The sequence below is a fragment of the Pseudomonas sp. S11P7 genome (assembly GCF_023195435.1).
In the GTDB taxonomy this organism is placed as follows: Bacteria; Pseudomonadota; Gammaproteobacteria; order Pseudomonadales; family Pseudomonadaceae; genus Aquipseudomonas; species Aquipseudomonas fluorescens_G.
The window spans coordinates 2,573,488-2,588,260 of the sequence record NZ_JALPKS020000002.1 but is presented as its reverse complement, the minus strand read 5'-3'; the positions used below and the strand labels follow the sequence as shown (position 1 = coordinate 2,588,260).

Sequence of the window (14,773 nt, the reverse complement as noted above, 5' to 3'; positions counted from 1 at the left end):
CGCAGGATTCAAATTTGGCGTTCACTCGGTATTTCAGGTCGACGCAATTCAAATAGTCACTGCGGTCGGTTCCCTCTCCTTCTGGGAGAGGGCTAGGGTGAGGGGCTTTTCAGGCTCAACTCGCCACTTCAAGCTCACGCTCAACCGCCTGGGAGCGCTGCGACGCCTGTGGAATCGGCGGAAAATCCTCATTCAACACGCATAAATGATCAATCGCATCCTCAAACAGCAAATCGGCCTTCTTGCGTAACGCCCGGTAATGCTCGAACTGCTCCATATCCAGGTTCTCCACCTCCAGCATCGCGTTGGCCGCGCGGTTGAGGGTGTGGGCGTTATCGAACAATTGGCGGTTGCGTTCCAGAGCCAATGCTCTGCAAGCCTTGATTTGCGCAGGAGTCGAACGTTCTTTCATGACCGTAACCTTTTTCTTCGGGATTCCGTTTCATAGGCGTCGCGCCGCAGGGGAATCGAACCTGCCGGGCCGCCGCTTGATGCACTCAGCGACGGTTATGGTTGTGACCGCTGGCAGCGAAGCGGGGATCCATTTTTTTGCAGAAAAAACTTCGATCAATTAACCGTTAAAGCGCCGGATAAAAAATCAGCTTTTTTGTTTTTTGTACTGCTCGTAGCGGGCCAGGATTGGCTGAGTGCTGATGCCGTGCACGAGGATACTCAGCGCCACCACCGATAACGTCAGGTCGGTACACAGGGTGGCGACATTGCTGGTCAGCCCATGATTCAAGGCGAAGAACAGGTAGAACAGACTGCCGATCCCGCGAATGCCGAACCAGCCGATCAACAGCCGCTGGCGGCCTTCGAGCAGCGAACCCCAAGGCATCAGCGCGACGCAGGCCGGGCGAATCAGGCAGAACAGCACAGCGCCCACCAGCAGCGCCCGCCAGTCCCAGTGCGCCAACAGCACCACGCCGAGCAGGGTTACTAGAAACACCTCCATGGCGCGTTCGACCAGCCCGCCGAACGCGAGCATGTCGCCCATCATGATGCCGGCCGCCAACTGGCTGCTTTCAAGCTCATGGGGATCGCCGCGTACGGCGTGTTGCGGTTCGACGTTCTGGTGGCCGACTACCGGTTGCACCAGATGCTCGGCCGGCGGTTGGCTGACGCCGGTGGACTTCACTTCGACCTGACGCAAGCCGAGGCCGGCGGCGAATACCGACAGAAAGCCGTAGCCGCCGATGGCTTCGGCGACCACGTAAGCCAGAGCGATCAGCGCCAAAGCGAGGTAATCATTGGGGCTCAAGGTGCTGTCTTCATTGTGGATACGCAGCAACACCGTGACGCGACCGATACCGCGACCCATCCAGTAACCGGTCAACAGCCCCGCCGGCACTGCCCACAACACGCTTTGCAGCAGCCAGCCTTGCAGCTCGCCGCTGACGTTGTCGCTGTGAATCAGCAGCAACCCGAGAATCACGAACGGGAAGGCGATGCCGTCATTCAAACCGGCCTCGCCGGACAGGCCAAAGCGCACGCTGTCGACATCCCGCGCATCGTTGACCTGCACCAGCGCTGCGAGCACCGGGTCGGTCGGCGCCAGAATCGCGCCGATCAGCAGCGACGGTCCCCACGGCAACTGCAGGCCCCAGTGCAGCAGCAGGCAGACCCCGGCAATCGTCAGCACCATAACCGGGCCAGCCAGGCCGAAGGCGATGCGCCAGGGTTTGTCGGTCAGCGGCAGACGCAGCTTCAGGCCGCACACGAACAGGGAAAACAGCACCGCCACCTCGGTCAGGTGCTCCATCCACAGCGAGGCGTTTTCCAGCGACAGTTTCAGCAGATTGAGGCCGCTCGGGCCGATGGCAATGCCCAGCAACAGGCACACGGCCGAGGTAGTCACTGGCATCCAGCGCAAGTACGACGAAGTCAGCGCCAGTGTCAGCAGAACCGCGCCAAGCACGGCAACCCACACCGTGAAACTCACGAACGGCCGCCATCGAACAGCAAGGTATAGACATTCATGGACTCAACCCGTGGTCGTGCGCAGGTACTCAGGGATGAGCACGTTGAACCACAGCAGAATCATCGATACCAGCAGCGTCACCAGCACCAGCAGGCCGACGCCCCACACCGAGGCGGAGTAGAGCAGGCCTTGCTCCTTGCGCTCGTGCATGAACGTCGGCAGCCCGACAAACAACAGAAACGTCGAATAAATTGACGCCGCGCCGAGCACCAGAATCGCCAGCCAGCGGCTCGGGTACAGCCCGGCAATCCCGGCGACGAAGAAAGGCGTCACGGTGTAAGCGGCAAAACCGATGCATTGGTTGAGCGTCGGCCGCGCGTCAAAGGTGCGCGACATCCAGCGAATGAAACCGCCCATGATCACCACGCCGACGACGATGGTCAGGTACAGCAGAATGCACAGTTGCAAGGCGCTGGCGGTGCTCAATCGCACGTTCTCACCGACCGCCAGACTCCAGCCGACATAGGTGGTGCCAATGAACAGGCACACCGCCGGAATCAGCGCCAGTATCAGCAGGTGCGCGAGGTAGTGTCGGGGGTGGGCTTCTTCTTCGCGGCGGATATCGGTCCAGGCGAAGTTGGGGCGGGTGAACAGCTTGACGATAGGTGCGGACATGACGACCTCCTGATCCTGTTAGCCCGTCGGGCTCTACAGTTATGGAGAGGGCGCCATGCCGCTGGGTTCAGTTTTTCTCGCGGGCGGTCAGAGCATCGGTTTGCCGCCGGTCACGCCGTAGCGCTGGCCGGTGATGTAACTGGCTTTGTCCGAGGCCAGCAGCACATAGATCGGCGCCACTTCCACCGGTTGACCGGGGCGACCAAGCGGCGTGCTGCCACCGAAGTTCTGCACTTCTTCGTCAGGCATGGTCGAGACGATCAATGGCGTCCAGATCGGCCCCGGCGCGACGCTGTTGACGCGGATTTCTTTCGGGCCAAGCATCTGCGCCAGGCCACCAGTGAAGTTGGCAATCGCCCCTTTGGTGGTCGCGTAGGCGAGCAGGGTCGGTTTAGGCATGTCCGAATTGACCGAACTGGTGTTGATGATCGATGAACCAGGGCGCATGTGTTTGATCGCCGCCTGACAGATGCGGAACATGGCGGTGATGTTCACATCGAAGGTCATCAGCCATTCTTCGTCGGGAATTTCTTCGAAGTTTTCGTGGGTCATCTGGAACGCAGCGTTATTGACCAGCACATCGATACGGCCAAAGCGTTCGACGGTCTTGTCGACCAGTGCCTGACACTGGGCTTTTTCGGCGATATCGCCCGGCAACAACAGACACTGACGCCCGGCCTGTTCAACCCAGCGCGCGGTTTCCTTGGCGTCTTCGTGCTCATCCAGATACGCCACGGCCACGTCGGCACCTTCACGCGCAAAGGCAATCGCCACGGCGCGACCGATGCCACTGTCAGCACCAGTGATCAAGGCAATCTTGCCCGCCAGCCGGCCCGAACCGACATAGCTTTGCTCGCCGCAATCGGGATACGGCTCCATCTTGCGCTGCGAGCCAGGCACGGGCTGGGCTTGTTTGGGGAAGGGTGGTTTTGGATAGTTGCTCATCGCAGGGTCTCCTTCGTTTTCAAGGCAAGTGTCTCGGGTTGACCCGGGGCATTTGCCGTGAGTTCGATCGGATTTGCGCTGGCGTCTCTCGAACAAGATGCAAAACCAATGTGGGAGCTTGCGGGCAAGCTGCCACAGGGATCGCGTGCACCACCAGGCCAGCAACCGAAAATCAAAAGCCCCTCACCTAGCCCTCTCCCGGAGGGAGAGGGGACTGACCGGGGTGGATGTGAGAGATACGCCGACTGACATACCGAGTCGAACTCAGATTCTGAAAAGCCCAAAGATCGGCTCCCTCTCCAGGGGGAGAGGGCTGGGGTGAGGGGCAGCCACACCACCAATCCCAAGCCAACCACCTGCTTCTAACCACTCTTTACAATGAGCGAAGCTCGAGTGCTTTTGCCTAACCGGCGACATCGGAAGGCTGAGCGCAGGGATTGATCCGGGCGTGGGAGCGCAGCGACCGTCTGGCGCAGCCAGACACAGCGGAAGGAGGTGCAGCGCAGCAAACCGTAGCCGCTGCGCCCGGATCAGTCCCGGAGCGAAGGGACCCGAGCCTGCGAGGGCCGTACGTAGGAGCAAGCCTTTTTGGGTACTTTTTCGGCGTTTGGAAAAAGTGCCTCGCCGTAAGGGCGAAACCGCCAGCAGCCGTGACCGCAGCAACGGATGTGTACCCAAAACTCAGCGTCTGAAAGCAAGCCATCGCTTGCAGGCAAGCTCCCACAGGGAATCACTTAAAAAGGGAAATCAAGCACTGCGCTGCGCCAGCGCACGCTCCATCCGGCTGATGCCTTCTTCGAGCAACGACCGCGGGCAGCCAAAATTCAAGCGCACAAACTGCCGATGTTGATCACCAAAATCCAGCCCCGCACTCAGCCCGACCTTACCCTGCTCGAGGAAGAACCGCTGCGGATCCGGCAGACCCAGCGCCGAACAATCCAGCCACGCCAGATAAGTCCCCTGCGGCACATTGATCGTCACCCCCGGCAAACGACTGCGCACGGCGTCAACCAGCCAGTCGCGATTGCCCTGCAGATAAACCTTCAACTCGGCCAACCAGGGCGCGCCTTCGCTGTACGCCACGCGAGTGGCCTCCATGCCCAGCGGATTGACGCTGTCGACCATACCGCAACGAGCATGATTGACGCGCTCACGCAGCGCAGCGTTCTGAATGATCATGAACGACGTCTTCAGGCCGGCAATGTTGTAAGCCTTGCTCGCCGACATCAGCGTAATGGTGCGCTGGGCGATCTCGGGGCTCAGCGATGCCGTCGGAACATGCACGCGACCGTCGAAGCACAGCTCGGCGTGGATTTCATCAGAAATGATCCAGGCATCCTGAGCCATGCAGATATCAGCCACATCACGCAGCTCCTGAGCAGCGAACACCTTGCCGAGCGGATTGTGCGGATTGCTCAACAGCAGTGCGCCGCCGCCCACCAGCGCATCACGCAGCCCCGCCAGTGGCGTTGCATAGCTGCCATCCGCCTGAGCGACGAATTCCAGCTCGACCTTGTTCAACCCCCAATGGCCCGGCGCATGACGCAACGGCGGGTAGTTCGGCACCTGCACCACAACGTTCTGCTGCGGCTGCACCAATGCCTTGAGCGCCATGTTGAAACCGGACTCGACACCCGGCAGGAAGATCAGCTCCTGCGGCTTGACCTGCCAGGCGTACTTGGCCCAGAGGTCGGCAATGATCGCCTCACGCAAATTGTCCTGCGCGACGCTGTAGCCCACCAGCGGGTGCAGCAAACGCTGCTGCAAGGCCTCGATCACCACCGGCGGCGCGGCGAAATCCATGTCCGCGACCCACATCGGCAGGACATCCGCCGGGTAACGGCTCCACTTGGTGCTGCCGGTGTGGTGGCGGTCGAATACCTGATCAAAATCGAAAGTCATGCGCGGTCTCGTGAAGGCGGGTTGTTCAGGGGCGTCATGATAAGCCGCATACCCTGCGTGAGCACACAAATCCTCGCGGCCACCTGCAACCTTTGTGGGAGCTGGCTTGCCAGCGATTGCGGTGGATCAGGCACCATCAATATTGAATGCGCCGACGCCATCGCTGGCAAGCCAGCTCCCACAGAGTTTGTACAAAGCCATCAAATCGCGCAGCAAAACACCCGACGGTCGGTTTTCACCCAGGCGCTGCGCTGATTGTCTACAGTGAAAAAGTCGACGCCAAGGCGTCGCAACCGTGATTGTCCAGATAAAACCCGGCACCAGTACCGGGTTCCACCTGATCAGGAGTGCACGATGGATCTCAGCCGTCGTCAGTTCTTCAAGGTCGCCGGTATCGGCCTTGCAGGCTCAAGCCTGGGCGCGTTGGGCATGGCCCCGACGCCAGCCTTCGCCGAGCAGGTGCGCCACTTCAAGCTCGCCCACACCCATGAAACCCGCAACACCTGCCCGTATTGCTCGGTCGGCTGCGGTTTGATCATGTACAGCCAGGGCGATGCCGGGAAAAACGTGGCGCAGAACATCATTCACATCGAGGGCGACGCCGACCACCCGGTCAATCGCGGCACCCTCTGCCCGAAAGGCGCCGGCCTGCTCGACTTCATTCACAGCCCCGGCCGCTTGCAATACCCGCAAGTGCGCAAGCCCGGCAGCAGCGAATGGACGCGAATCAGCTGGGACGAGGCGCTCGATCGCATCGCCGACCTGATGAAAGCCGACCGCGATGCCAATTTCATCGAAAAGAATGCCAACGGGCAAACGGTGAATCGTTGGCTGAGCACCGGGTTCCTCGCGGCCTCGGCGGCGTCCAACGAAGCCGGCTACATCACCCAAAAGGTGATTCGCAGCCTCGGCATGCTGGGGTTCGATAACCAGGCGCGTGTCTGACACGGCCCGACGGTGGCAAGTCTTGCCCCGACGTACGGCCGTGGTGCCATGACCAATACCTGGACCGATATCGCCAACGCGAATCTGATCCTGGTGATGGGTGGCAACGCAGCAGAAGCGCATCCGTGCGGCTTCAAATGGGTGACCGAGGCCAAGGCGCATAACGCTGCGCGGCTGATTGTGGTCGATCCGCGTTTTACCCGGACCGCTTCGGTGGCCGACTATTACGCGCCGATCCGCACCGGTACCGACATCGCCTTCATGGGCGGGCTGATCAATTACCTGCTGACCACTGACAAGATTCAGCACGAATACGTGCGCAACTACACCGACGTGTCGTTCATCGTCAAAGCCGGTTATGGTTTCGAGGACGGCATTTTCAGTGGCTATGACGCGGAAAAGCGCAGCTACACCGACAAGTCCGGCTGGGGCTACGAGTTCGCCGAGGACGGCTTCGTCCGCGTCGACCCGACCCTGCAGGACCCACGCTGCGTCTATCAACTGATGAAGCAGCATTACAGCCGCTACAACATCGAGTTGGCGAGCCAGATCTGCGGCATGCCGGTCGACGCCATGCAGAAGATCTGGGACGAGATTGCCACCTGCTCGACGCCGGGCAAGACCATGACGATTCTCTACGCCCTCGGCTGGACCCAGCACTCGATCGGCGCGCAGATCATCCGCAGCGCGGCGATGGTGCAATTGCTGCTGGGCAACGTCGGCATGCCTGGTGGCGGGGTGAATGCCTTGCGCGGGCACTCGAACATTCAGGGCCTGACCGACCTCGGTCTGCTGTCCAACGCGCTGCCCGGTTACCTGACGCTGGCCAGCGACAGCGAGCAGGATTACGCCCAGTTCATTCACAAACGCACGCAAGTGCCGCTGCGGCCGGGGCAGCTCTCGTACTGGCAGAACTACAGCAAATTCCACGTCAGCCTGATGAAATCCTGGTACGGCGCCAACGCCACCGCCGAGAACAATTGGCTGTTCGATCATTTGCCGAAACTGGACATTCCCAACTACGACGTCCTGAAAATGTTTGACCTGATGAGTCAGGGCAAAGTGAACGGCTACATGTGCCAGGGCTTCAACCCGATCGCCGCACTGCCGGACAAGAACCGCGTGATGGCCGCACTGGCCAAGCTGAAATGGCTGGTGGTGATGGACCCGCTGGCCACCGAAACCTCGGAGTTCTGGAATAACGTCGGGCCGTACAACGACGTGAAAACCGCCGAGATCCAGACCGAAGTCATCCGCCTGCCGACCACCTGTTTCGCCGAGGAAGACGGCTCGCTGGTCAACAGCAGCCGCTGGCTGCAATGGCACTGGAAGGGCGCCGATGGCCCCGGCGAAGCGCAGACCGACATTCGCATCATGAGCGAACTGTTCCTGCGCCTGCGCAAGCGCTATCAGACCGAGGGCGGCAAATTCCCCGATCCGCTGCTGAAACTGTCCTGGCCGTACAAGATCGCCGACGAACCATCGCCGGAAGAACTGGCCAAGGAAATCAACGGCAGCGCGGTGACCGACTTCACCGATGCCACTGGCGCCATGGTCAAGGCCGGTACGCAACTGGCCGGGTTCGGCTTGCTCAAGGACGACGGCAGCACCGCGTCGGGTTGCTGGATCTTCGCCGGCAGCTGGACCGAGGCCGGCAACCAAATGGCCCGCCGCGACAATGCCGACCCGTACGGCATGCACCAGCATCAAGGCTGGGCCTGGGCGTGGCCGGCCAACCGGCGGATTCTTTACAACCGCGCGTCGGCCGACCTTGCGGGCAAACCGTGGGACCCGAAAAAACGTCTGGTCTGGTGGAACGGCAAAACCTGGGGCGGCACCGACGTACCGGATTACAAGGCCGACGTACCGCCGGAAGCCGGGATGAACCCGTTCATCATGAACCCCGAAGGCGTGGCGCGCTTCTTCGCCGTCGACAAGATGAACGAAGGGCCATTCCCCGAGCACTACGAGCCGTTCGAAACGCCGATCGGCATCAACCCGCTGCACCCGCAAAACAAGAAAGCCACCAGTAACCCGGCAGCGCGGATCTTCGATTCGGTGTGGGAAAGCCTCGGCGAGGCCAAGGACTTCCCCTACGCCGGCACCAGTTACCGGCTGACCGAGCATTTCCACTTCTGGAGCAAGCACTGCAAGTTGAACGCGATCGCGCAACCCGAGCAATTCGTCGAAATCGGCGAAGTGCTGGCGAAAGAGAAGGGCATCGCCGCCGGTGATCGCGTGCGGGTCAGTTGCAAGCGCGGCTTTATCGAAGCGGTGGCGGTGGTGACCAAGCGGATTCGGCCGTTGCAGGTCAACGGCCAGGTCGTGCATCAGATCGGCATTCCGCTGCACTGGGGCTTCACCGGCCTGACGCGCCACGGTTACCTGACCAACACGCTGGTGCCGTTCCTCGGCGATGGCAACACCCAGACCCCGGAATCCAAGTCATTCCTGGTCAACGTGGAGAAGCTCTAGTGGAGACCTTATAAATGGCCAGCCAAGACATCATTGCCCGCTCGGCCACCACCACGGTGCCGCCGTCGGTGCGCAATCAGGACGCCGTCGCCAAGCTGATCGACACCACCAAATGCATCGGGTGCAAGGCCTGCCAGGTCGCCTGCTCGGAATGGAACGAGTTGCGCGACGAGGTCGGCCACAACCACGGCACCTACGACAACCCGCAGGACCTGACCGCGGACACATGGACGCTGATGCGCTTCACCGAGCATGAAACCGACGCCGGCAACCTGGAATGGTTGATCCGCAAGGACGGCTGCATGCATTGCGCCGAGCCCGGTTGCCTGGCCGCGTGCCCGAGCCCCGGCGCGATCATCCAGCACGCCAACGGCATCGTCGATTTCAATCAGGATCACTGCATCGGCTGCGGCTACTGCATCACCGGTTGCCCGTTCAACATTCCACGCATCTCGCAAAAGGACCACAAGGCCTACAAGTGCACCTTGTGCTCCGATCGCGTGGCGGTGGGTCTGGAACCGGCCTGCGTGAAAACCTGCCCGACCGGCGCCATCGTCTTCGGCACCAAGGAAGACATGAAGGAGCACGCCGCGGAACGCATCGTCGACCTGAAAAGCCGCGGCTTCGACAACGCCGGTCTGTACGACCCTCAAGGCGTCGGCGGCACCCACGTCATGTATGTGTTGCACCACGCCGACACGCCGAAACTCTACGCCGGTTTGCCCGATCATCCGGCGATCAGTCCGCTGGTGGAGTTGTGGAAAGGTGTCAGCAAACCCTTGGCGCTGCTGGCGATGGGCGCGGCGGTGATTGCCGGGTTCTTCCACTATGTACGCGTCGGTCCCAATCGCGTCGAAGAGGATGAACAGCCGACGCCGCCCGACACCTCGGTGCACGTCGTCGACCCGGCGGTGCACACCTACGATCCACGCGGGGAGGAGCGGCCATGAGCCACAAGACGATCCTGCGTTACAGCGCCAACCAGCGCACCAATCACTGGCTGGTGGCGATCCTGTTTTTCATGGCCGGGCTGTCCGGGCTGGCGCTGTTTCACCCGGCGCTGTTCTGGCTGAGCAACCTGTTCGGCGGCGGCACCTGGACGCGGATTCTGCACCCGTACATGGGCATCGCCATGTTCGTGTTGTTTCTCGGCCTGGTGTTCAGCTTTTGGCGCACGAACTTTTTCATCGCCAACGATCGGCAATGGCTGCGGCGGATCAACCGGGTCATGGTCAACGACGAAGACAGCGTGCCGCCGGTGGGCAAATACAACGCCGGGCAGAAACTGCTGTTCTGGACTTTACTGCTGTGCATGTTGGCTTTGCTGTTCACCGGACTGGTGATCTGGCGCGCGTGGTTCAGCGTGTATTTCGGCATCAGCGTGATCCGCTGGGCGATGCTGTTGCATGCGCTGGCCGGGTTCATTCTGGTGCTGAGCATCATCGTGCACATTTACGCCGGGCTGTGGATCAAGGGCTCGGTCGACGCCATGTTGCACGGCTGGGTCAGCCGCGCCTGGGCGAAAAAACATCACGCGCTGTGGTACCGCGACATGACCCGCGATGAACGTCCTGTGGACGTGCCGGAGCGACCCATCAGTAAAAAGGGCTGACGTTTGCCGACTATTCTGGAACCCGGGGAAATCGAAGCGGCGGCCAGTTCGCCGCCGTTCTTGTATATGCCGCCGCGCAACCTGTTTGCCTTGCGCGCGCAACGGCTCGAGCATCTGGCCGAGGGGCATGCGCTGGCCGAGTATCTGCGTTTGATCGCCGGGTTGTGCCGGGTTCAGCAGCAGGTGTTTGATGATCCGCCGCTGACGGCGCCATTTGATCAGCAGCGCATCGAGGCGTGCCAGCAGCATGGCTTGCCGCCGTTCGCTGCTGACACGCTGGTGCGCGAGGAGGGCTGGCAGGCTTACCTTTCGGCGCTGTTGCAGCGTTATACGCCGTCTGAGCAACCTGCCGTTATCGAGGCAGTGACGACGTTGCGGGTCGCCAGCGCCGGTCAATGGCGTTCCTGGGCTGTCGCTCTGGTCAGCGGCCAGTATTCGCTGGTGCCGGCGCAACTGGTGCCGTTCCTCGGCGCGGCGCTGCAAGTGGCGTGGAGTCACTGGTTGCTCAGCGCCGCCCATCTGCAACTGAAACCCGGCGACAGCCTCAGCCAATGCCCGGCGTGCGGTTCACCAGCGATGGCCGGGGTCATTCGCCATCGCGGCAAACACAACGGCTTGCGCTATCTGGCGTGCTCGCTGTGCGCCTGCGAATGGCATGTGGTGCGGGTCAAGTGCGTGTATTGCGAATCGAGCAAAGGCCTCGACTATCTGAGCCTTGAGGACGATCGCCACGCCGCCAATCAGGCACCGCTGCGCGCGGAGGTGTGCCCCGGCTGCAACAGCTATCTGAAACTGATCTATCTGGAAAACGATGCCGACGCTGAGGCGTTGTCGGCGGATCTCGGCAGTTTGCTGCTCGACATGCGCCTGGCGCAGGACGGCTTTCAGCGCCTGGCGCCGAATCTGTTGCTGGCGCCGGGAGACGAATGACCGGCAGCGTCTACACTCTTGGGCGATAGCGATTGACTCCAGGAGTGGCGGATGTCCCTGCGGTTACCTTCCATTGATGGGCTTTTGCGCCATCCGGCGTGTGGGCCTTTGCTTGAGCGTCACGGCCGCGAGTCGTTGCTGGCGAGCCTTCGGCAATTGCTCGATGAATTGCGAAGCGACGTGTTGAACGGGCAAGTCTCGGCGATTGAAATCAGCCCCGAAGTGCTCGCCGGCAGGGTTGGCGAACGCCTGACCCAGCAGCAGCGCAGTCAGGTGCGCCGCGTGTTCAACCTGACCGGCACGGTGCTGCACACCAATCTTGGACGCGCCTTGTTGCCGGACGAAGCCATCGCTGCGGTGGAGAACGCCGCACGTTATCCGCTGAATCTGGAATTCGATCTGGCCAGCGGCAAACGCGGCGATCGCGACGATTTGATCGAAGGGCTGATCCGCGAACTGACCGGCGCCGAAGCCGTCACCGTGGTCAACAACAATGCCGCGGCCGTGCTGCTGACCCTCAACAGCCTCGGCGCACGCAAGGAAGGCATCATCTCGCGCGGCGAGCTGATCGAAATCGGCGGCGCCTTTCGCATTCCCGACATCATGGCCCGCGCCGGCGTGCGTCTGCACGAAGTCGGCACCACCAACCGCACCCACGCCCGTGACTACGAAGCAGCGATCAGCCCGCGCAGCGGTTTGATCATGCGCGTGCACGCGAGCAACTACAGCATTGAAGGTTTTACCGCTCGCGTGCCGACCGCTGAACTCGCGGCGTTGGCTCACCGGCATGGCTTGCCGTTGCTGGAGGACCTGGGCAGTGGCAGCCTGTTGGATTTGACGCGTTGGGGTTTGCCGGCGGAGCCGACGGTGCGCCAGGCGCTGCTCGATGGCGCCGATATCGTCACCTTCAGCGGCGACAAATTGCTCGGCGGGCCCCAGGCCGGGTTGATCGTCGGCCGTAAAGAACTGATCGCCAAAATCAAAAAGAACCCGCTGAAACGTGCGTTGCGCGTCGACAAGTTGACCCTGGCCGCGCTGGAGGCAGTGCTCGGGTTGTATCGCGATCCTGATCGGCTGGCCGAGCGCTTGCCGAGTTTGCGTCTGTTGACTCGCCCGCAATCGGAAATCTTCGCCCAGGCCTCGCGTTTGCAGCCATTAATGGCGCAGGTATTGGACGAAGTCTGGGCCGTCAGTGCGGTCGAAGCGCTGGGCATGATCGGCAGCGGCAGCCAACCGGTGGCGCGTTTGCCGAGTGCGGCGCTGTGCATGCGCCCGCAGGTGTCCAGCGCCTGCGCGGGCGCTATCTGCTGAATCTTGAAGCCGCGTTGCGCGCCTTGCCGATCCCGGTGCTCGGGCGCCTCGACGACGATGCACTGTGGCTCGACCTGCGTCAGCTCGACGATGAACCGGCGTGGCGTGCGCAACTGCCGCAGTTGCAGGCCGCGCCGTGATCGTCGGCACGGCGGGGCACATCGACCACGGCAAGACGTCGCTGCTGCAAGCGCTGACCGGGCAAACCGGCGACCGGCGCCCGCAGGAACGCGAGCGCGGCATGACCATCGACCTCGGTTATCTCTACGCCGAACTGCAGCCCGGCGCTGGCCTGAGCGGGTTTATCGACGTGCCCGGCCACGAGAAATTCACCCACAACATGCTCGCCGGCGCGCAAGGCATCGATCTGGTGTTGCTGGTGGTTGCCGCCGATGACGGCGTGATGCCGCAAACCCGCGAGCATCTGGCGATTGTCGAACTGCTCGGCATTCCCCGCGCCGTGGTGGCGATCACCAAGTGCGACCGGGTCGAGGCGGGCAGGGTGGAAGAGGTGCAGCGCCAGGTGCTGGATCTGCTCGCACCGGGGCCGTTTGCCGACGCGCCGGTCTTTACCGTGTCGAGCGTCAGCGGGCGGGGCGTGGATGAATTGCGCGCGGCGTTGTTGCAGGCGCAAAACGAGGTGCAGGCGCGTAGTAGCGCAGGTGGATTTCGTCTGGCGATTGATCGAGCGTTCAGCGTGGCCGGCGCCGGGATCGTCGTCACCGGCACGGCGCTGTCGGGCACCGTGTCGGTCGGCGACAAACTCACCCTCGCGCCGTCCGGCAAAACCGTCCGCGTGCGCGGCCTGCATGCGCAGAACCAACCGGCCGAACAGGCGTTCGCCGGGCAACGGGTGGCGCTGAACCTGAGCGGCGAGCGTCTGGAACTGGCGCAGCTCCATCGCGGCCAATGGCTGCTGAGCGAGTGGCTGCACGCGCCGACGCAACGGGTCGATATCGACTTTCAACTGCTGCCCGGCGAACGCACCTTTGAACACTTTCACCCGGTGCATGTACACCTCGGCACCCAAGACGTCATCGCCCGTGTCGCCTTGCTCGAAGGCCCACGGTTGAGCCCCGGCGAACGCATGTTCGCGCAGCTGCTGATCAACGCGCCGGTGCACGCGGTCAAGGGCGACCGGCTGATCCTGCGTGACGCCAGTGCGCAACGCACCTTGGGCGGCGGCACGGTACTCGATCCGTTCGCCCCGGCCCGGCAACGCCGCAGCCCGGAGCGTCTGGCGCAACTGCAAACCCTGGCCAGCAGCGACAGCCTCGAACAGGTCTTGCCGGTGCTGCTCAACCACAGCGCCGGCGGCCTCGATCCGCAACGCCTCGAACGCCAGTTCAATCGCCCGCGCGCATCCTGGTCGTTAGCGCAAAACATCCGCCTGATCGACACCCGCCAAGGCCCGCTGCTGTTCAACGTGCAGCGCTGGGCGCAACTGAAATTCAACCTGCTGCAACGCCTCACGCAATTCCATGAACAAGAACCCGACCAGATGGGCCCCGACCGCGACCGCCTGCGGCGTTTCAGCGGTCTGGCGCTGGAGCGTTCAACATTCATCAGCCTGCTCGACGAGCTGCTCAGCGCCGGCGCGATCCACACCAGCGGCCCCTGGCTGCACCTGCCCGAACATCAGGTGCGCCTGAATGCCGAGGACGAAGCCCTGTGGCAACAACTGCAACCGCTGTTCGACAACGCCGAATACGACCCACCGTGGGTCCGCGACGTCGCCAAAATGCTCGGCCACGACGATGCCGCGGTACGCCTGCTGCTGCGCAAACGAGCGCGGCTCGGATTGATGCATCAAGTGGTGCGCGATCTGTTCTTGAGCGACGAACACCTGCGCCGCATGGCCGGGGTGTTGCTAACACTGGCCGCGGAAAATCCACAGATCCAGGTGACAACCTTCCGCGATGCGCTAGGCTTGGGACGCAAACGCTGTATTCAGTATCTGGAGTATTTCGACCGACTGGGCCTGACCCGGCGCATCGGCGAATCACGGCAGATCCGTTACGACAACGCGCTGGCCAATGCCAACGCGCAATGAGTCA

General features: G+C 62.2%; 11 protein-coding genes and 1 pseudogene. 7 read left to right on the top strand and 5 right to left on the bottom strand.

The window, feature by feature from the left end; all coding sequences use genetic code 11:
- Positions 1 to 115 precede the first annotated feature (115 nt).
- A complete protein-coding gene (locus M0746_RS11995) occupies positions 116 to 412 on the bottom strand; it encodes a hypothetical protein (RefSeq protein WP_258449324.1) in 297 nt (98 codons plus the stop codon).
- Here M0746_RS11995 and M0746_RS11990 point away from each other — a divergent pair.
- A complete protein-coding gene (locus M0746_RS11990) occupies positions 411 to 575 on the top strand; it encodes a hypothetical protein (RefSeq protein WP_208937516.1) in 165 nt (54 codons plus the stop codon). The two genes, M0746_RS11995 and M0746_RS11990, sit on opposite strands and share 2 nt — an antisense overlap.
- Before the next feature lie 23 nt (positions 576 to 598).
- Here M0746_RS11990 and M0746_RS11985 read toward each other — a convergent pair whose 3' ends face one another.
- The 4 genes from M0746_RS11985 to M0746_RS11970 form a co-directional block, all read right to left on the bottom strand.
- On the bottom strand, positions 599 to 1,942 hold the full coding sequence (locus M0746_RS11985; protein WP_258449323.1) for a cation:proton antiporter: 1,344 nt from the start codon (positions 1,940 to 1,942) through the stop codon (positions 599 to 601).
- A 42-nt stretch (positions 1,943 to 1,984) separates the two neighbouring features.
- Positions 1,985 to 2,596, bottom strand: a complete 612-nt coding sequence (locus tag M0746_RS11980) for a Yip1 family protein (RefSeq protein ID WP_258449322.1) — start codon at positions 2,594 to 2,596, stop codon at positions 1,985 to 1,987.
- A gap of 87 nt (positions 2,597 to 2,683) precedes the next feature.
- The gene (locus M0746_RS11975) at positions 2,684 to 3,541 is read right to left on the bottom strand and encodes an SDR family oxidoreductase (protein WP_258449321.1); all 858 of its coding nucleotides are present in this window, start codon (positions 3,539 to 3,541) and stop codon (positions 2,684 to 2,686) included.
- A gap of 747 nt (positions 3,542 to 4,288) precedes the next feature.
- Positions 4,289 to 5,443 carry a MalY/PatB family protein gene (locus M0746_RS11970; protein ID WP_258449320.1) on the bottom strand — a complete coding sequence of 385 codons (1,155 nt, stop codon included), beginning with the start codon at positions 5,441 to 5,443 and terminating at the stop codon, positions 4,289 to 4,291.
- A 354-nt stretch (positions 5,444 to 5,797) separates the two neighbouring features.
- Between M0746_RS11970 and fdnG the strand changes: the two genes are divergently transcribed.
- From fdnG to selB, 6 genes and pseudogenes are all read left to right on the top strand, one after another.
- The gene (gene fdnG / locus M0746_RS11965) at positions 5,798 to 8,863 is read left to right on the top strand and encodes a formate dehydrogenase-N subunit alpha (RefSeq protein ID WP_258449319.1); all 3,066 of its coding nucleotides are present in this window, start codon (positions 5,798 to 5,800) and stop codon (positions 8,861 to 8,863) included.
- Between the two features lie 14 nt (positions 8,864 to 8,877).
- Positions 8,878 to 9,813, top strand: coding sequence for a formate dehydrogenase subunit beta (fdxH, locus tag M0746_RS11960; RefSeq protein WP_208937522.1), 936 nt, complete (start codon positions 8,878 to 8,880; stop codon positions 9,811 to 9,813).
- Positions 9,810 to 10,475 (top strand): formate dehydrogenase subunit gamma, encoded by a 666-nt coding sequence (locus tag M0746_RS11955; protein ID WP_258449318.1) that lies wholly within the window; start codon positions 9,810 to 9,812, stop codon positions 10,473 to 10,475. Before fdxH ends, M0746_RS11955 begins: the two co-directional genes overlap by 4 nt.
- A 3-nt stretch (positions 10,476 to 10,478) precedes the next feature.
- The gene (gene fdhE, locus M0746_RS11950; protein WP_258449317.1) at positions 10,479 to 11,405 is read left to right on the top strand and encodes a formate dehydrogenase accessory protein FdhE; all 927 of its coding nucleotides are present in this window, start codon (positions 10,479 to 10,481) and stop codon (positions 11,403 to 11,405) included.
- A gap of 51 nt (positions 11,406 to 11,456) precedes the next feature.
- A pseudogene (gene selA / locus M0746_RS11945) lies at positions 11,457 to 12,856 on the top strand (L-seryl-tRNA(Sec) selenium transferase).
- Positions 12,853 to 14,769 carry a selenocysteine-specific translation elongation factor gene (gene selB / locus M0746_RS11940; protein ID WP_258451474.1) on the top strand — a complete coding sequence of 639 codons (1,917 nt, stop codon included), beginning with the start codon at positions 12,853 to 12,855 and terminating at the stop codon, positions 14,767 to 14,769. Before selA ends, selB begins: the two are co-directional and overlap by 4 nt.
- Positions 14,770 to 14,773 lie beyond the last annotated feature (4 nt).